Origin of the sequence: Mesorhizobium loti R88b (assembly GCF_013170845.1) — a bacterium.
GTDB lineage: Bacteria > Pseudomonadota > Alphaproteobacteria > Rhizobiales > Rhizobiaceae > Mesorhizobium > Mesorhizobium loti_B.
The window spans coordinates 4,967,468-4,984,186 of the sequence record NZ_CP033367.1 but is presented as its reverse complement, the minus strand read 5'-3'; the positions used below and the strand labels follow the sequence as shown (position 1 = coordinate 4,984,186).

Genomic DNA, 16,719 nt, shown 5'->3' with positions numbered 1-16,719 from the left:
AGGGCGTGAATATCCGTTTCGACAAGCTGGGCGTCGTCATCGCCGCGATCGCGGCCTATGCGGCGTTCCTTGCCCCCTTCGCGACGTTCCGTGCCAACCGCATTGTTCCCGGCCAGGCGCGTTCGATTCTCGAAGCGCTGCCGACAGCGACCGGGCCGTTGCTGCTCGTCATCATCGTCGCCGCGGCGCTCATCGCGCTCTTCAAGGCGCCGCTCATGCTGCGCCTCGCCGCAAGCGTGGTGGCACTTGTCGCGCTCGCACTGCTCGTTGGCGTCGCCGGCACATTCTTGACGCCGGCCGGCAACACCTTTGCCAGAGTGTCTCCAGCTTACGGTTTCTGGATTCTCATCTTCGCCTTCACGCTTCTGCTGGCGGATGTGCTGACGCGGCTGAATTTGTCGCCCTTGGCCCGTGTTGGTGTGCTGCTCGCCGCTGCCGTGGCCATTGGCCTGCTTCTGGTGTCGGGGAGCTGGAACGACCTTTCCATCCTCAAGGAATATTTCAACCGCGCCGACAGTTTCTGGGCCGAAGGCTCCAAGCATGTGACGCTGGCGCTCGGCTCGCTGTTTGCCGCGGTGGTCGTCGGCCTGCCGCTCGGCATCCTCTGCCATCGTGTCGAAAGGCTGCGGTCCGGCGTGCTCAACGTGCTCAACATCATCCAGACCATTCCCTCGATCGCGCTGTTTGGCCTGCTGATCGCGCCGCTTGGCTGGGTCGCCCTCCATGTGCCGGGGGCTGCCGCGCTTGGCATTCGCGGCATTGGCACGGCACCTGCCTTTGTCGCCCTGTTCCTCTATTCGCTGCTGCCGGTGGTGGCCAATACCGTGGTCGGGCTTGCTGGTGTACCCCGCGCGGCCAACGACGCCGCGCGCGGCATGGGCATGACCGACCGCCAGCGCCTGTTCGGTGTCGAGTTTCCGCTGGCCTTTCCGGTGATCCTCACCGGTATTCGCATCGTGCTGGTGCAGAACATCGGCCTTGCCACCATCGCCGCCCTTATCGGCGGCGGCGGCTTTGGTGTGTTCGTCTTCCAGGGTGTCGGCCAGACTGCGATGGACCTGGTGCTGCTCGGCGCGGTGCCGACCGTGGCGCTCGCCTTCGCCGCCGCCATCATCCTCGATGCGGTGATCGAAATGACCTCCACCAAGCGCAGGGTTGAAACGGCATGATCGAGATCGAAGGCATTACCAAGCGCTATGACGCGACGACGGTGGTCGATGACGTCTCGATGGTCGTCGAGCCACGCACGGTTTGCGTCATTGTCGGCACATCCGGTTCCGGCAAGACAACGTTGCTGCGCATGATCAACCGGCTGGTCGAGCCAACAGCCGGCATCATCAAGCTCGACGGCGCCGACAATCGCTCCGTGCCCGGTTATGAGCTGCGCCGTAGCATCGGTTATGCCATCCAGGGCCACGGCCTTTTTCCGCATCGCACCGTGGCGCAGAACATAGCTACCGTGCCGGTGCTGCTCGGCTGGGACAGGGACCGAATCAAGGCCCGCGTCGATGAGCTGATGACGCTCTACCAGCTCGATCCGCAGGCCTACGGGCCGCGCTATCCGCACGAACTGTCGGGCGGCCAGCAGCAGCGCGTCGGCGTGGCCCGTGCGCTCGCCGCCGAGCCCAATGTGCTGTTGATGGACGAGCCGTTCGGCGCGCTCGACCCGATTATCCGCACCAAGGCCCAGGAAGATCTGCTGGCGATCCAGAAGCGCTTCGGCACCACCATCATCCTCGTCACCCATGACATGGAGGAAGCCGTGCATATGGGCGACAAGATCGCCGTCATGGATGCCGGCAAGCTTGTGCAATACGCCAGCCCCGCCGAGATCCTGGCAAACCCGGCCAGCAATTTCGTCGAGACCCTGGTCGGCGCCAGCGAAAGGCCGTTCCGGCTGTTGTCGCTTGGACGGGTGCGTGACGCAGTGGAGAATGGCGCCGCCGATGGCGAAGCGATATCAGGCGATGCCAGCCAACGCGATGCATTGGCCGAGCTGTTGTGGTCGGGCCGGCCGGCGCTACCGGTGAAAGGCGCCGACGGCAAGCCGCTCGGCCGCGTCACGGTGGACGGGCTGGTCAAGCGCGCGGCGAGGCCGACATGAAAGCCTGGCTGCCGGCGCTGCTGCGGCTTGCCCTCGTGGTGCTGCTCGTCGCCTTCCTCACCAATCCCGGCTGGTTCGAACCGCTGCTGAAGCCGCTGACAGAAAACAATGCGCCGGTGATCTACAATCAGGGCAGCCTGCTGACATTGACGTTGCTGCATCTGCGCACCGTTCTGCTCGCCACTGTCGCCGCGACCATCGTCGCCGTTGCGCTTGCCATCCTGGTCACAAGGCCGGCAGGCGCCGAGTTCCTGCCGCTTTCGCGCAGCCTGGTCAACATCGGCCAGACCTTTCCGCCGGTGGCTGTGCTGGCGCTTGCCGTGCCGGCTGTCGGCTTCGGTGAATGGCCAACGCTGATCGCCCTGTTTCTCTATGGCCTGCTGCCGATCTTCGAGAACGCGCTGACCGGGCTGACGACGTTGCCGGCCAATGTCGTCGAGGCGGCGCGCGGCGCCGGCATGACCGGCTGGCAAAGGCTCATCAAGGTCGAACTGCCGCTCAGCACGCCGATCATCCTGGGCGGCATCAGGCTGTCGGTGGTCATCGGTCTTGCCACCGCCACCATCGGTTCGACGGTGGCCGCCAAGACGCTGGGCGAGGTGATCATCGCCGGCCTGTTGTCCAACAATCTTGCCTTCATCCTGCAGGGCGGCCTGATCGTGGCGGCCCTTGCCGTATTGATTTATGACGGGTTGTCGGCGGTTGAGCGCTATGCGGCGCGGCGCATGGGCAGCGAGGCTGAATAGCAGCTTAGTCTGCTTGAGCAGCGACGCCTTCCGCTTGGCCAGCCCGCCATCGGGGTTCTGGGTGAAACAAACCTGACCTCATCCAGAACTGGCCGCGGCAATGCGGGCGGCGCGTTCCATCATATGCAGGCATGCGCGAGCCTGATGATAGGGGTCCTTCCATGCGTCGACCCTCGGGAGGCTGCGGTCCGGCGTGCCGTCGGGCGCGACGCGCCGGAACCATTCGCCTCCGTCCCGGTCCAAGATGTGCGCCTCGATGTATCGCCACAGGGCTTCGGCACGGTCGAGCATTGTCGGGTCTCCGGAGCGTTCGTATTCGTTCAGCAACCCCGTCATTGCCTCTGCCTGCACCCACCAGATGCGGCTTCGATCGGTCACGCCTTGCGCCTCGCCGCTGTTGGCCAGCGATCCGTCGTCCATGATCCCTCCCAAGGCCCCGCGACACAGGCGGGACGCGGCAAGCCGGGTCGCATCGGCAAGCTCCCGATCGCCCAGCGCGTCGGCCGCAGCATCGAGCAGCCAACTCGCCTCGATGTCGTGCCCGTAGGATATTGTTTTGCCGACAGGCCGCAGCGAGGTGTCGAGTATCGACCAGCTATGGGTGCCTTCCGATGCGATGAAGCTTGTCAGGAAGAGGCGCAGCAGAGCTTCCAGCGCGTCGCGTACGTCTTCAGCATGCGATGTCACGAGAAGCTCGGTCAGCGCCTCCAGCCAGTGCAGATGCGCATTCATGCTGCGCAGACCTATATCAGGGCCTTCCGCCAGGCGACGGTTTGGCGTCGCCCACCAATAACGGCTGAAGGACTCGCCCCCCACGGCCTGCATCTTCGCGTGGGCGAGGCGGAAAGCAGCAAGCGCCTGGCGCAGCGCAGCCGGATCACCGCTCGCTCTGGCGTAAGCGGCAAGGCCGAAGATCGCGAAAGCCTGCGCGTAGAGGTGCTTGTCCGGCTCGTGTTTGCGCCCTGCCGGAGTGACAGACCAGAAGAAGCCGCCGAACCGCTTGTCGGCCGATCTCGTCAGAAGGAACTGGCTGGTGTGTTCGGCCTGGCGCCGTATCTCGGCGCTTCCGGCCGCGCGGTCGACTGCCGAAAGCGTCCACAGCAGGCGCGCAACGAACACGGTCGCGCGCGGCGCATCGCGATCGATTTCGCCGATTGGGCTGACGTGTGAAAAATGGCCGCCGTTTCCGCGGTCTTCCAGCGCGGTCCAAAACGGTAAGAGCCGTCTCTTCAATTCGTTCTCTGCCTTGACGGCGAGAAGGCGCATTCGTTCTGCCGGCGAGCGATCTAAGGGGAACATCGGAGGGCTGGCCGTCATCACCAGCGCGTCAGGATGGCAAGAAGTTGCGGTTCGCGCATGGAATTCGGCACAGCCATTCCGGTCGGTTGATTTCTTTCGCTTCGAAGCGACCGCCTGGAATGAGTGACACCCGACACCTGTTTCATCTCGACAATAGGCCCATCCCAGGCGTTTGCGAAGCGCCTCCTCCGACGGGCGTGATCGATTTCAATCGATCTAAAAAGGGGCGACGGTCGACAGGCATGCTGGCGCATAAGCCTTTTGGGCGAAAGCCGGGCAAAAACCGAACAATATCTTGACGTTCGCAGCCCTGTTTCGCATACACCGATGCGAAGAGGTGGATTCCGTGCGCGGATTCCGGTCTTTGTCTCAACGGCCCAGGGAGGGGTTCTTTTGGGCCAGCAATCGAGGAAAATTCGGCAATGACCATACTTTACGCCGTCATCGCCTGCGGCTTGCTTTCTGTCCTTTATGCCATCTGGGCGACACGTTCGGTCCTCGCGGCCGATCAGGGCAATACACGCATGCAGGAAATCTCCGCCGCCATCCGCGAAGGCGCGCAGGCCTATCTGGCGCGCCAGTACACCACCATCGCCATTGTTGGCGTGGTCGTGCTCGTGCTCGCCTGGTGGCTGCTTTCGATCACTGCCGCGATCGGCTTCCTGATCGGTGCCGTTCTGTCGGGCGCTGCCGGCTTCATCGGCATGCATGTTTCGGTGCGGGCCAATGTGCGCACCGCGCAGGCTGCCTCCAACAGCCTCGCTGCCGGTCTCGACATCGCCTTCAAATCGGGCGCCATCACCGGCATGCTGGTTGCGGGTCTCGCGCTGCTCGGTGTGTCGATCTACTTCCTGATCCTGACCGGTCCGATGGGCCTGCAGCCCAATGACCGTATCGTTATCGACTCGCTGGTCTCGCTCGGTTTCGGCGCCTCTTTGATCTCGATCTTTGCCCGTCTCGGCGGTGGCATCTTCACCAAAGGTGCCGACGTCGGCGGCGATCTGGTCGGCAAGGTTGAAGCCGGTATCCCGGAAGATGATCCGCGCAACCCGGCCACCATCGCCGACAATGTCGGCGACAATGTCGGCGACTGCGCCGGCATGGCCGCCGACCTGTTCGAGACTTACGCGGTGACGGTCGTCGCCACCATGGTGCTCGGCGCCATCTTCTTTGGCGGTACCGCTGTTCTGCAGACGGCGATGCTCTACCCGCTCGCCATCTGCGGCGCCTGCATCCTGACCTCGATCGTCGGCACCTTCTTCGTCAAGCTCGGTTCGAACGGCTCGATCATGGGCGCACTCTATAAGGGCCTGATCGTCACCGGCCTGCTGTCGATCGTCGGCCTCGGGATCGCCACGTCCGCTACAGTCGGCTGGGGTGAAGTCGGCACCGTTGCCGGCATGATCATCACCGGCAAGAACCTGTTCATCTGCGGCCTGGTCGGCCTCGTGGTGACCGGTTTGATCGTTGTGATCACCGAGTACTACACCGGCACCAACAAGCGCCCGGTCAACTCGATCGCCCAGGCTTCGGTGACCGGCCACGGCACCAACGTCATCCAGGGTCTCGCGGTGTCTCTGGAATCGACCGCGCTGCCGGCAATCGTCATCGTCGGCGGCATCATCTCGACCTACCAGCTCGCTGGCCTGTTTGGTACGGCGATCGCGGTTACCACCATGCTCGGCCTTGCCGGCATGATCGTTGCGCTCGACGCCTTCGGCCCGGTCACCGACAACGCTGGCGGTATTGCCGAAATGGCCGGCCTGCCCAAGGAAGTGCGCCACTCGACCGACGCGCTCGACGCGGTTGGCAACACCACGAAAGCCGTGACCAAGGGCTATGCCATCGGTTCGGCCGGTCTCGGTGCGCTGGTGTTGTTCGCTGCCTATTCGAACGACCTGAAGTTCTTTGCCGCCAATGGCGACAAATATCCCTACTTCCAGGGCATGGGCGAAATCTCCTTCGATCTCTCCAACCCCTATGTCGTCGCCGGCCTGATCTTCGGCGGCCTCATCCCCTATCTGTTCGGCGGCATCGCCATGACGGCCGTCGGCCGTGCGGCGGGCGCCATCGTCGAGGAGGTGCGCAAGCAATTCCGCGAAGATCCGGGCATCATGGCGGGCACGTCGAAGCCGAACTATGCGCGTGCGGTCGATCTCCTGACCAAGGCTGCGATCCGGGAAATGATCATCCCGTCGCTGCTGCCGGTGCTGGCACCACTCGTCGTCTATTTCGGCGTGCTCTTGATCTCGGGTTCGAAGGCGTCGGCCTTCGCAGCGCTGGGCGCCTCGCTGCTCGGCGTCATCGTCAACGGCCTGTTCGTCGCCATCTCGATGACCTCGGGCGGCGGCGCCTGGGACAACGCCAAGAAGTCCTTCGAGGACGGCTTTGTCGACAAGGATGGCGTCAAGCACCTGAAGGGCTCCGAGGCGCACAAGGCTTCGGTGACCGGCGATACGGTCGGCGATCCCTACAAGGACACCGCCGGTCCGGCGGTCAATCCGGCGATCAAGATCACCAACATCGTCGCGCTCCTGCTTTTGGCCGTGCTCGCGCACGGCTGAGCGACAACGATTGAATACAAAACCCGCGGGGAGCGATCCTCGCGGGTTTTTCGTTGAGACTGGCCGTTTCGGCCGGGGAGGGTGCTTTCAATCGTCCTTGGCGTTTGTGTCTATCCGGTTGCGATAGAGTGTGAGCAACTCTTCCGCGCTCGGCTCGCGTTTCGGCATCGGCGCCAGGCCGCGTATCTCGCGCAGCCTGGCGACGAATGCGCCGGGCTTATGTCGGCGACGAAAGGACAGTGCCCTTGGGTGAATACCAAAGGCCACCAGCAATCTGCGCCTGAAATAGGTGTATCTTCTCCAACGAAGTGGAGGCTCGACCGCGCTGAGAACCCGTACACGCAAGGCGTCCGGTGTGGCCATTGCGTCGATAAACTCCTCCTGTTCCGTCGCCAAATCGTCGACATAGCTGCCCTTGCGCATGCCCGAATGCAGCTTGAGGACCGTCAAATGAGGCATCGTCGCAATCACAGCGCCTTTTTGCCAAGCCCGAAACAGCCAGTCCTGCGATGTTTCGCAGTAGCATTGGCTGGCGGGACGCCAGGGACCCAGCCGGTCCAGTGATGTTCTTCGGACCATCTGGGCTGAACCATATCCCGTTGTGATGGCGGGATCGTAGAAGCCGCCCCTGCCGTTCCCAAATACCGAATTCCGGGCATGGGTGCCTTTCGCCGAGGGCGGTTCAACAACGATGCCGCGCGCGATCACCACATCGGCGCCGGTCGCATCGATCCATCCCGTGGTCGCGGCGAGATGGTCTGGAAACCAGAGATCGTCTTGATTGAGCAAGGCGACGAAGCGGCCGCGCGACCTGACAAAGCCGATATTGTTGGGTCCGGATTGCTCACCGAAATTGACCGGCAGGTCGACATAGACGATGCGTGGGTCGCGAAACTCGGCGATGGTCGCTGCCGTGTCCGGGCGACAGGCGTCGCCAATCACCAGAACTTCAAAATCCTGCAAGGTCTGGCCCAGCACGCTGCGCAGTGCTTGTCGCAAGGCGGCAGGCCGGTTGTGGGTTGCAATGACCACCGAGACGAGTGGCGCGTTCTGCCCGGCTGCGTCGGAGAGGCCGGATCGTTCCACGCTACACCAGTTTATAGGGGATGTGATCCGTGTCCGGCGGCAGGCGCCAATGGTCGGGCGCGTCGTACGCATAGGCCTTATCGACCAGATTGAGGAGCATGGCGATCTCCGGTCCCAGCGCCGTCACGCCATGCCATACGCCAGGCGGGATGATGACGATCGCTGGGCGCAAGGCGCCGACGATCTTGTGCCAGACCGTGCCGAAGCTGGGGGAGGCCTTTCGGCCGTCGTAGAGCGATATACGCACACTGCCGACACAACAGAAAAGCCGATCCTGCGTCACCTTGTGTGCATGCCAGCCTGTCACCGCACCCGGATACATCGTGCGCTGGAAGACCTGGCCGACAGGCAATTGATCGAGATCCCATTCGTCTCGGAACACCTCGGTGAGATAGCCGTTGGACGTCGCCACCGGCCTGATTTCCTTGACCCTGACGCCATCGATTGCCGGCGGCTCTATGGCAAGCCAATCAGGTGTCACGGTTTGCCGGTCAGGCGCCCCTGTGGCCATCCAGCCATCCGGTGCTATGCGCTCGCCACTACCCATTTTCAAAACCCCAAAACCCGCTGGATTTGATACGGGCTCGCCCCATTGCTGGCAAGCCTCTGCCTGGACAAAACAAAAACCCGCAGGATCGCTCCCGCGGGTTTTTGGTCGCCTGAGGTGTTGCCGCTTTCCGCGAAGGGAAGCAGGGTGTTATGATCAGGGAGTGCCGCCGGGAAGGCTCGGCGCCAGCTTGCTGGCGCCGTTGATGATCTGGCTGAGGAAGTTCTGATCCTTGCCGCCAGTCGGCGTGGTGCGCGAGATGAAGTCGAAGATCTTGCCGTCCTTCAAGCCATAATTGGCGATCTGGGTGACGCGGCCGTCAGCTCCGAAATAAACCGCCAGCACTTTCTGGTCGACCAGCCTCGGCTTGGCGAAGGCGACATAGCGCTTGCGCGTCTGCGAAATGTAATAAAACACCTCATTGTCGAAAGTGGCCGTGGTCGACGGCGTGCCAAGCGCCAGAAGCACCTGCTCGCGGCTGGAACCAACGGGCACCGAATCGACTGCCTGCTGGTCGATGACGTAGCCTTGGGTGATTGTCTCGCTCGGGGTGAGGTCACCGAACATCTTGCTGGAGTGGCAGGCCGAGAGCGCCGAAACGACGAGCAACAGCGAGATCGCGCCGGCGGGCCTGGACGTGAAGGTCGACTTGAAATTCAGCGCGCGCAACAACAATTCTCCATTATATCGCCGCAACTTGCGCTGGGCCGCAAAACCGGTAAACCAGCTTGCTTGCCGATGCAACAAGGCCAATTCAACAAACGGTCCCCGGAGACCATCCCCATGTTCCAGCGCCTTTTTGGTCGCGAACGTCACGCCAACCGCGCCATCACCGACGCGCTTTACGCACAAATCGTGGCGGCGGCGCGGCAGAGTGTATTTTATTCCCACTGGAATGTGCCAGACACGCCGCTCGGCCGTTTCGAGATGCTTTCGCTGCATATGTTCCTGTTCCAGCATCGCTTGCGCGGCGAGCGCGGTGCGGCGCAGGAGATCGCACAGGTGCTCATCGACGAGTTCTTCCTCGACGTCGATCATTCGCTGCGGGAGTTGGGCATTGGCGACGTCGGCGTGCCCAAACGCATGAAGAAGCTGGCGAAGATGTATTATGGCCGCACCGCCGCCTATGATGACGCGCTGGAAAGAAATGACCACGATGGGCTGACCGCGGCACTCGCCCGCAATGTCCGGCCCGACGCCGGAACCTGGCCCCAGGCGCCGCAATTGGCCAGCTACGTTGCCGATGCCTGCCGGCAACTGTCCGCGCAGCCGTCCGAATCAATCGTCTCCGGCACGGTGACGTTTCCGCTCGCCAGGGAGGGTTGATTGATGAAACATGCTGATACGCAAAGCCCGGTTTCCTTCTTCGCAAACGTCGGCCGGCTGCCGCACAAAGGGTTGCCCGTGGTGATCGAGGCCGACACCGCCCAGCGCGCAGTGCTCGCCGAGGCGCACGGGCTGCTGTCGGTCGAAGCCTATCGCGCGGAACTCCTGGTGGTCTCCTGGAAGCGCAATGGCGTGAAGGTCAGTGGCCGTGTCGAAGCCGACATCACCCAGGCCTGCATCGTCACGCTCGAACCCGTCGAAGCGCACATCGACGAGCCGGTCGAGGCGCTGTTGCTGCCCGAGGACTCCAAGCTTGGACGGCAGGGATTTGAAGGCGGTGGCGAGATATTGCTCGATGCGGACGGCCCCGACAGTCCCGAAACATTCTCCGGCGACATCATCGATGTCGGAGCGCTGGCCGAACAGTTCTTCGGATTGGCGATCGACCCCTATCCGCGCAAGCCGGGCGCATCGCTGGATGCCGGCGACAAGACCGATGCGGCTGAGAATGAATTTCAGCAAAAACTGCGATCCTTGCTGGGAAAATCCTGAAATCCTCCTCCGCGATGGAAAAGTCGGTTGTGTGAAAAGCCAAAACCGCTATTTTCGCCGAAACTTCGCGACCGCTAAAGCGATCTGCCGCCTAACCGTGAGATGAATACCGCGTGATCAGGATTTCCATCGATGCCATGGGCGGCGATCACGGACCAGCCGTGGTCATTCCGGCGCTCATGACGGTCGCGACCCGTCGACCCGACATCCGCTTCGTCATCTACGGGCGCGAGGAACTGGTGCGTCCTGAACTGGCCAAGTTTCCGAAATTGGCCGAGGTGAGCGAATTCTTCCACTGCGAGATCGCAGTCAGGATGGACGACAAGCCGAGCCAGGCGCTTCGCCATGGCCGCTGGAAGTCGTCGATGTGGAAGGCGGTCGAGGCGGTCAAGTTGGGCGCCGCGGACGCCTGCATCTCCGCCGGCAACACCGGCGCGCTGATGGCGATGTCGAAATTCTGCCTGCGAACCATGAACACTATCGATCGCCCGGCGATCGCCGCATTGTGGCCGACATTGCGCGGCGAAAGCGTGGTTCTGGACGTTGGCGCCACCATTGGCGCCGACGCGCACCAACTCATTGATTTCGCCATTCTCGGCACCGGCATGGCGCGCTCCGTATTCGGCATCGCCCGGCCCACCATTGGCCTGCTCAATGTCGGCGTGGAGGAGATCAAGGGCCAGGAAGAGGTCAAGGAAGCGGGACGCATGCTGCGCGAGGCCAACATGGCCTCGATGAACTATCATGGCTTTGTCGAAGGCGACGATATCGGCAAGGGCACGGTCGACGTGGTGGTGACGGAAGGCTTTGCCGGCAATATTGCGCTGAAGACGGCGGAAGGCACCGCGCGCCAGATAGCAGGATATCTGCGCGCCGCGATGAGCCGAACCCTGATGGCCAAGATCGGCTATATCTTCGCCAAGGGTGCCTTTGATCGTCTGCGCGAAAAGATGGATGTCGGCCGCTCCAATGGCGGCGTGTTCCTGGGGCTGAACGGCATTGTCGTCAAAAGCCACGGCGGTGCCGATTCGGACGGTTTCGCCGCTGCGATCGAACTTGGCTACGACATGGTGCGCAACAATCTGCTCGACCGCATCGAGGCCGACCTCGACCTGTTTCATGCGCGCAACCCGCATGCCCTGTCATCTCGGAAATCCGACGTCGTTACCGACGTGAAGGAATAGGAAAGAACTTTGATCAGATCAGTCGTGCGCGGCACGGGTGCCGCGCTGCCCCGCCGCATCATGAAGAATGCCGATTTCGAAGGTATGGTCGAAACCTCGGATGAGTGGATCGCCCAGCGCACCGGCATCCGCCAGCGTCATATCGCGGCCGACGACGAGACGACGGCTTCGCTAGGCGAGGCCGCGGCCCGCGCCGCTCTTGCCAATGCGGGGCTGACGCCTGGTGATATCGACCTGATCGTGCTGGCGACGTCAACGCCCAACAACACATTCCCGGCGACCGCGGTCGAAATCCAGAACCGGCTCGGCATGCATCACGGCTTTGCCTTCGACATGCAGGCGGTGTGCTCGGGCTTCGTCTATGCGGTGACGACGGCTGATCTCTACATTCGCGGCGGCCTTGCCAAACGCGTGCTGGTGATCGGCTCGGAGACATTCTCGCGCATTCTCGACTGGAGCGACCGTTCGACCTGCGTGCTCTTCGGCGACGGCGCCGGCGCCCTGGTCCTGGAAGCAGGTGAGGGGACCGGTACGATCGCCGACCACGGCGTCCTGGCGGCCAGCCTGCGCTCCGACGGCGCGCACAAGGACAAGCTTTTCGTCGACGGTGGACCGTCGACGACGGGTACGGTCGGCCACCTCAGGATGGAGGGCCGTGAAGTCTTCAAGCATGCGGTCGGCATGATCACCGACGTCATCGAGGCGACCTTCTCACAGGCTGGTATTACCGCCGACGATCTCGACTGGTTCGTGCCGCATCAGGCCAATAAACGAATTATTGACGCTTCGGCCAAGAAGCTCGGGATTGCTGAACAAAAGGTGGTGGTTACGGTCGATTTGCACGGTAACACCTCGGCTGCTTCCGTGCCGCTGGCACTGTCGGTCGCCGTTGCCGATGGCCGCATCAAGAAGGGCGACCTCGTTCTCCTGGAAGCGATGGGGGGCGGCTTCACCTGGGGTGCGGTTCTGGTTCGCTGGTAAGTGCCGAACAGTCCGGTTTCGGTCCTTGACCTTGCCGGATCAATTACTTAGGCTCTGCCGTTGTTGTGCCGATTTTGTGTTTTGAACTGATGGGACGGTCGCATGGGGGGAAAGACACTTACGCGCGCCGACCTTGCCGAGGCCGTGTACCGAAAGGTCGGTCTGTCGCGCACTGAATCCGCGGAACTCGTCGAAGCCGTTTTGGACGAAATCTGCGAAGCCATCGTCCGCGGCGAGACGGTAAAACTGTCGTCCTTTGCGACATTCCATGTCCGCTCCAAGAACGAGCGGATCGGGCGCAATCCCAAGACCGGTGAAGAGGTGCCGATCCTGCCGCGCCGGGTGATGACCTTCAAATCGTCGAACGTGCTGAAGAACCGGATCCTGCGCTCCCACCAGAACAGCAAGGCCAAGGGCGGCAAATAGCTTCCATTGTACGGTTGAAAACCGGCTCCGCCATGACGCCGGGCTTGAATATTGCTTCACAAACCGCTGAAATAAGGCCCGATTCGGCAGCATGGCCGGATTGGTTTTCAGCGTATGATCCATTCCGCGCAAACGGAATGCGTTTCTCTCTTGGTTGAGATTGATCTCGCCTGAAGACCGTTCCGGATCACGCTCCAGCGTGAGGATTTCGCCCATGGACAAGAGCCCTGACGCCTTCCGCACCATCAGCGAGGTCGCCGAAGATCTCGACTTGCCCCAGCATGTGTTGCGCTTCTGGGAGACGCGCTTCAACCAGATCAAGCCGATGAAGCGCGGCGGCGGCCGTCGCTATTACCGGCCGCAGGATGTCGAGTTGATCAAGGGCATCCGTCACATGCTCTACGACCAGGGCTATACGATCAAAGGCGTGCAGAAGCTGCTGCGCGAAAACGGCAATCATTTCCTGGTCGCCATCGGCAATGGCGATATGGCCGCCGTCGAGGCGATTTCGCAACGAAAGCAGGCAGACCAGGTGCCACTGACACCGGCAGCGCAGCCGCGTGGCGGCGATGATGAGCTGGTTGGCCAGCCAAGGGTCAAGCCCAGCCGCCGCTTTTTCGGCCTGGGCAAGAGCGACGAGGAAGGTCCCGTTACGCCGGACGCGTCGAAACTGTCGCGCGACAATCGCGCGCTGCTGCAGGAGGCGCTGTTCGACCTCCTGGAATGCAAGCGTCTGCTTGACCAGGTGCGCTGACCACCGCGAAGCGCTTTAAAGCCTTGAAACTGGAACCCGCCTTAGGGTGGGGCGTTACGTTTCCTTCTGCAAGACGTCGTCCAGCAAGAAGACGTTGTTCAGCAAGACAAGGAAACGCATGATGGCATCATTTTCCACCCTTTCGGACATCGACCTGGAAAGGCAGATCGCGGTTCTCTCGAAAGAACTCGCGGCGTTGCGCAAGGCAGTCTCGAAGCGGGGCGGCGCATATTACGAAGATGGTCGTGATGCGGCGCTCGACACCTATTCCGATCTTGCCGGACGTCTGCGCGATGCAATGCCGGCAATCCGCAAGCAGGGCAGGGTGATCGAGAAATCGGCCCGCGACCATCCGACGGCCGCCGCTGCGGTTGGGCTCGTGGTGCTCGGCCTGGCCGCCAGCCTGCTGTTCAGCCGGCGCTGACTACTAGCCCGGAACGAGTGATTTATGGAAGAAAATGGCGGCCCGCCTTCGGGCGCGGCCGCCATTCCGATTCATGTCAGCGATTCCTGCTGTCGCTCCCGGCATCTGGCGCGAAGCGCGTCGGCATAGAGTCGCACGGCGCCCTTGTGCTGCCGCCGCAGAAATGCGGACTGGTCGAGCCGCCAAAGCCGCTCGATTTCGCCGGCGAACGCCGGATTGGTGGTGGTGCCATAGCCAGCGCCGGGATAGACGACGATCTCGCCGCCATAGAGGCAATTGTCGGTGACCAGGAAGTCGATGCGGATATAGTCGAGGTTGCCGGCGATGACCGGGGCGATCGATATCGCCTGACGGACATAGTTCAGAAGCTGCGTGTTGACGGGCACCGCCTGATCCTCGCGGGGATAGTCCGGATCGCGCCCTGGCAATGGATTGGCGTCCCGGTCAAGAAGCAGCGAACGCGCTGCGGCCTTATCCTCGACCCAGGCATGGGTTACCACACCGCCGCAGACATGTACTTTGATGTCGGTCGCGATCCTCGCGCCGGAGAGCGCCAGCCTCTCTTCCACGAAAACGGTGGGGACGACGGGCCAATAGGCCCATTCGCCATCGCGGCGGCCATAGATTTTTCTCAGCCAGTGCCTCGCCTTGGTGATCATGAGGCCGCGATTGGGGGTTCCATTGGCAACGAATATGTTCATCGCGCAGCCGTGGTTTGTCTTGACGATGACATCGCCGGCCAGCAGGTCGAGAGGAATGTCGGCAGGGTCGCGCCCGGACCAGAGTGTGCGGGGCACGGCAAGTTCGGGGCAGGCGCTGCGAATATGCGCCTTGGCTGCGAGCTTGTCGGTCAGCGTCACGAACAGGGGATTGCGGTCGACGATTTTCCGCCAGAGCAACATTTCATGGTACGTTTCGGGCGTGGCCAGATTGGGTAGATAGCCGAGTTTTATCAGGAAGCGCACCGTGAGCGCGGGGTGACGAAGGGTCAGCAACAACCCTGCGACCGACAGAATAAAGCCTCCTGTCCAGGAAGAACTGGCCTCGGCAGTCATCAGGCATACCCGGCCATTGTTGGCTCATTCCGATCCGGGCGGATCGCCGGCCAGATGCATTCATTCCGTATCGCGATTTGTGCTTTCGTAAAAGGCTCCTGTCAGCGGTTTGCGCCGCTCCGACATCTGGCGCGAAGGGCGTCCGCATAAAGCCGCATCGCTCCTCTGTGCCGCCGGCGCAGGAATGCGGATTGATCGAGCCGCCAGAGCCGCTCGATCTCCGCGGCGATCGCCGGGTTCGTCCATGTGCCATAGCCGGCGGCCGTATAGATGACGATTTCGCCGGCATGGAGCCGCTCGTCGGTGACCAGGAAGTCGATCCGGACATAGTCGAGGTCCCCGGCTATGCCGGGTGCCATCGAGATCGCCTGGGTGACATAGTCGATGAGCCGCGCATTGACAGGCAAGGCCTGATCTTCGCGGGGATAGTCCGGATCGCGGCCGGGCAATGGGTTGCCTTCCCGGTCGAACAGCAGTGAACGCTCGGCGTGCTTATCCTCGACCCAGACATGGGAGATCACGCCGCTGCAGATATGGACCTTGATGTCGGTGGCGATCGTCCCGCCGCAAAGCGGCAGCCGCTCTTCCACGAAAACGGTCGGGACAATGGGCCAATAGGCCCATTCGCCATCGCGCCGGCCATAAGTCTTATTGAGCCAGTGCCTCGCCTTGCGAACGACGGCAGCGCGATCGGGCTCACCGTTGGCAACGAACATATTCATGGCGCAGCCATGGTTTGCCTTGACCACGACGTCGCCGGCCAGCAAGCCCGGCGGGATGTCGGCAGGGTTGCGTCCGGACCAGAGCGTCCGAGGCACGGCGATGCCGGGACAGGCGTCATGGATATGAGCCTTGGCTGCGAGCTTGTCGGTCAGCGTCACGAACAGCGGATTGTGATCGAGAATCTTTCGCCAGAGCAAAAGCTCATGGTAGCGCACGGGCGCCGCCGGATTGGGCAGATAGCCCATCTTCATGACAAATCGCACGATAAGGGCAGGGTGGCGAAGCATCAGCCACAATCGCGCGACCGACAGGACAAGGCGGTTTGTCCGAGAAACATTGGCCGTCATCGGGATACCTGGTTGGCGAAGGCTGATCGGTGCAGGTACCGGTCAGAAACATCCCTTGCCGTATCGCGATTTGGCTCCGCGTGAAAGATTTCGCTGATCGTTGCGGTATCGGAGCGGCGCCGAAAATCCTGGGCCAGCAATGTCATCAGGCGAAATTCGATAGGCCCGATTCATGTCGGGCCTGGCATTGCACAGCCAGGAGAAGACCAGCCTTGAACAAGAAGCCAAGGCCGGTCTTCTCGTTGGCGGTCTGGTATTAGGCCTTCTTCACCATCTTCTTCATGTGGTGGTGGTGGTGGTGATGATGATGGTGGTGGTGCCAGTGGTGGTGGCGATGATGATGGTGGTGACGATGATGATGATGCTTTGCCATCGGGGCCGCTTCCGCGCTGGTTGCACCGATCATAGGAACCGTGAAAGCAACTGCAACTGCAACCCCGAGGGCCGAGACGAGGGACTTCTTCATGGATCGTTTCCTTTTTTCGCAGGCATATATAAATCGGGTCGATAGCCCGACCGCCGCGAATGGGATTACGCACCCAATTTTTTTCGTCAGTATTTCCCGATTGTAGAATTTTGTTTCTGGACTGTTTCTGGGAAA

The 16,719-nt window shown here is 62.0% G+C and carries 18 protein-coding genes; 12 read left to right on the top strand and 6 right to left on the bottom strand.

The window, feature by feature from the left end; genetic code table 11:
• Window positions 1-5 precede the first annotated feature (5 nt).
• From EB235_RS24470 to EB235_RS24460, 3 genes are read left to right on the top strand one after another with little or no spacing between them, the layout of a single operon-like run.
• Window positions 6-1,169 carry an ABC transporter permease gene (locus tag EB235_RS24470; protein WP_027028518.1) on the top strand — a complete coding sequence of 388 codons (1,164 nt, stop codon included), beginning with the start codon at window positions 6-8 and terminating at the stop codon, window positions 1,167-1,169.
• Window positions 1,166-2,104 carry an ABC transporter ATP-binding protein gene (locus EB235_RS24465; RefSeq protein WP_027028519.1) on the top strand — a complete coding sequence of 313 codons (939 nt, stop codon included), beginning with the start codon at window positions 1,166-1,168 and terminating at the stop codon, window positions 2,102-2,104. Before EB235_RS24470 ends, EB235_RS24465 begins: the two co-directional genes overlap by 4 nt.
• The gene (locus tag EB235_RS24460; RefSeq protein WP_027028520.1) at window positions 2,101-2,850 is read left to right on the top strand and encodes an ABC transporter permease; all 750 of its coding nucleotides are present in this window, start codon (window positions 2,101-2,103) and stop codon (window positions 2,848-2,850) included. The genes EB235_RS24465 and EB235_RS24460 overlap by 4 nt, the downstream gene beginning before the upstream one ends.
• 78 nt (window positions 2,851-2,928) lie before the next feature.
• Here EB235_RS24460 and EB235_RS24455 read toward each other — a convergent pair whose 3' ends face one another.
• Window positions 2,929-4,116: an AGE family epimerase/isomerase gene (locus EB235_RS24455; protein WP_051429548.1), complete on the bottom strand. Its 1,188-nt coding sequence runs from the start codon at window positions 4,114-4,116 to the stop codon at window positions 2,929-2,931.
• Between the two features lie 455 nt (window positions 4,117-4,571).
• Between EB235_RS24455 and EB235_RS24450 the strand changes: the two genes are divergently transcribed.
• Window positions 4,572-6,713 (top strand): sodium-translocating pyrophosphatase, encoded by a 2,142-nt coding sequence (locus tag EB235_RS24450; protein WP_027028521.1) that lies wholly within the window; start codon window positions 4,572-4,574, stop codon window positions 6,711-6,713.
• Window positions 6,714-6,800: 87 nt separating this feature from the next.
• Here EB235_RS24450 and EB235_RS24445 read toward each other — a convergent pair whose 3' ends face one another.
• The 3 genes from EB235_RS24445 to EB235_RS24435 form a co-directional block, all read right to left on the bottom strand.
• Complete coding sequence (locus EB235_RS24445) at window positions 6,801-7,745, bottom strand: glycosyltransferase family 2 protein (RefSeq protein WP_245268726.1); 945 nt, start codon at window positions 7,743-7,745, stop codon at window positions 6,801-6,803.
• 55 nt (window positions 7,746-7,800) lie between these two features.
• Window positions 7,801-8,310: a dTDP-4-dehydrorhamnose 3,5-epimerase family protein gene (locus EB235_RS24440; RefSeq protein WP_032925313.1), complete on the bottom strand. Its 510-nt coding sequence runs from the start codon at window positions 8,308-8,310 to the stop codon at window positions 7,801-7,803.
• A 192-nt stretch (window positions 8,311-8,502) separates the two neighbouring features.
• Window positions 8,503-9,015: an outer membrane protein assembly factor BamE gene (locus tag EB235_RS24435; RefSeq protein WP_027028524.1), complete on the bottom strand. Its 513-nt coding sequence runs from the start codon at window positions 9,013-9,015 to the stop codon at window positions 8,503-8,505.
• A gap of 114 nt (window positions 9,016-9,129) precedes the next feature.
• Between EB235_RS24435 and EB235_RS24430 the strand changes: the two genes are divergently transcribed.
• The 7 genes from EB235_RS24430 to EB235_RS24400 all read left to right on the top strand — a co-directional run bounded on the left by EB235_RS24430 (window position 9,130) and on the right by EB235_RS24400 (window position 13,993).
• Window positions 9,130-9,672 (top strand): ubiquinol-cytochrome C chaperone family protein, encoded by a 543-nt coding sequence (locus tag EB235_RS24430; protein WP_027028525.1) that lies wholly within the window; start codon window positions 9,130-9,132, stop codon window positions 9,670-9,672.
• A 3-nt stretch (window positions 9,673-9,675) separates the two neighbouring features.
• Window positions 9,676-10,224, top strand: coding sequence for a YceD family protein (locus EB235_RS24425; protein WP_027028526.1), 549 nt, complete (start codon window positions 9,676-9,678; stop codon window positions 10,222-10,224).
• Window positions 10,225-10,337: 113 nt separating this feature from the next.
• Window positions 10,338-11,408, top strand: coding sequence for a phosphate acyltransferase PlsX (gene plsX, locus EB235_RS24420; protein WP_027028527.1), 1,071 nt, complete (start codon window positions 10,338-10,340; stop codon window positions 11,406-11,408).
• A 9-nt stretch (window positions 11,409-11,417) separates the two neighbouring features.
• The gene (locus EB235_RS24415; protein WP_027028528.1) at window positions 11,418-12,389 is read left to right on the top strand and encodes a beta-ketoacyl-ACP synthase III; all 972 of its coding nucleotides are present in this window, start codon (window positions 11,418-11,420) and stop codon (window positions 12,387-12,389) included.
• Between the two features lie 102 nt (window positions 12,390-12,491).
• Window positions 12,492-12,815 (top strand): integration host factor subunit alpha, encoded by a 324-nt coding sequence (locus tag EB235_RS24410; protein WP_010915609.1) that lies wholly within the window; start codon window positions 12,492-12,494, stop codon window positions 12,813-12,815.
• Between the two features lie 214 nt (window positions 12,816-13,029).
• Window positions 13,030-13,569 (top strand): MerR family transcriptional regulator, encoded by a 540-nt coding sequence (locus tag EB235_RS24405; RefSeq protein ID WP_027028529.1) that lies wholly within the window; start codon window positions 13,030-13,032, stop codon window positions 13,567-13,569.
• 121 nt (window positions 13,570-13,690) lie between these two features.
• Window positions 13,691-13,993 (top strand): hypothetical protein, encoded by a 303-nt coding sequence (locus EB235_RS24400; protein ID WP_027028530.1) that lies wholly within the window; start codon window positions 13,691-13,693, stop codon window positions 13,991-13,993.
• 71 nt (window positions 13,994-14,064) lie between these two features.
• Here the strand turns inward: EB235_RS24400 and EB235_RS24395 are convergent, their stop codons facing one another.
• Window positions 14,065-15,048 carry an ATP-grasp fold amidoligase family protein gene (locus tag EB235_RS24395; protein WP_080680691.1) on the bottom strand — a complete coding sequence of 328 codons (984 nt, stop codon included), beginning with the start codon at window positions 15,046-15,048 and terminating at the stop codon, window positions 14,065-14,067.
• Between the two features lie 101 nt (window positions 15,049-15,149).
• The gene (locus EB235_RS24390; protein WP_167334842.1) at window positions 15,150-16,022 is read right to left on the bottom strand and encodes an ATP-grasp fold amidoligase family protein; all 873 of its coding nucleotides are present in this window, start codon (window positions 16,020-16,022) and stop codon (window positions 15,150-15,152) included.
• A 268-nt stretch (window positions 16,023-16,290) separates the two neighbouring features.
• Here EB235_RS24390 and EB235_RS34615 point away from each other — a divergent pair, with 268 nt between their 5' ends.
• A complete protein-coding gene (locus EB235_RS34615; protein WP_027028531.1) occupies window positions 16,291-16,629 on the top strand; it encodes a hypothetical protein in 339 nt (112 codons plus the stop codon).
• The last annotated feature ends 90 nt before the right edge of the window (window positions 16,630-16,719 follow it).

Excerpts from the sequence above, each read along its gene's own strand:
- EB235_RS24455 (WP_051429548.1), bottom strand. The coding sequence starts at position 4,116 with ATGCGCCTTCTCGCCGTCAAGGCAGAGAACGAATTGAAGAGACGGCTC.
- EB235_RS24400 (WP_027028530.1), top strand. The coding sequence starts at position 13,691 with ATGGCATCATTTTCCACCCTTTCGGACATCGACCTGGAAAGGCAGATC.
- EB235_RS24410 (WP_010915609.1), top strand. The coding sequence starts at position 12,492 with ATGGGGGGAAAGACACTTACGCGCGCCGACCTTGCCGAGGCCGTGTAC.
- EB235_RS34615 (WP_027028531.1), top strand. The coding sequence starts at position 16,291 with ATGTCGGGCCTGGCATTGCACAGCCAGGAGAAGACCAGCCTTGAACAA.
- EB235_RS24405 (WP_027028529.1), top strand. The coding sequence starts at position 13,030 with ATGGACAAGAGCCCTGACGCCTTCCGCACCATCAGCGAGGTCGCCGAA.
- EB235_RS24465 (WP_027028519.1), top strand. The coding sequence starts at position 1,166 with ATGATCGAGATCGAAGGCATTACCAAGCGCTATGACGCGACGACGGTG.
- EB235_RS24425 (WP_027028526.1), top strand. The coding sequence starts at position 9,676 with ATGAAACATGCTGATACGCAAAGCCCGGTTTCCTTCTTCGCAAACGTC.
- EB235_RS24390 (WP_167334842.1), bottom strand. The coding sequence starts at position 16,022 with ATGAAGATGGGCTATCTGCCCAATCCGGCGGCGCCCGTGCGCTACCAT.
- EB235_RS24440 (WP_032925313.1), bottom strand. The coding sequence starts at position 8,310 with ATGGCCACAGGGGCGCCTGACCGGCAAACCGTGACACCTGATTGGCTT.
- EB235_RS24430 (WP_027028525.1), top strand. The coding sequence starts at position 9,130 with ATGTTCCAGCGCCTTTTTGGTCGCGAACGTCACGCCAACCGCGCCATC.
- EB235_RS24460 (WP_027028520.1), top strand. The coding sequence starts at position 2,101 with ATGAAAGCCTGGCTGCCGGCGCTGCTGCGGCTTGCCCTCGTGGTGCTG.
- EB235_RS24395 (WP_080680691.1), bottom strand. The coding sequence starts at position 15,048 with ATGACTGCCGAGGCCAGTTCTTCCTGGACAGGAGGCTTTATTCTGTCG.
- EB235_RS24450 (WP_027028521.1), top strand. The coding sequence starts at position 4,572 with ATGACCATACTTTACGCCGTCATCGCCTGCGGCTTGCTTTCTGTCCTT.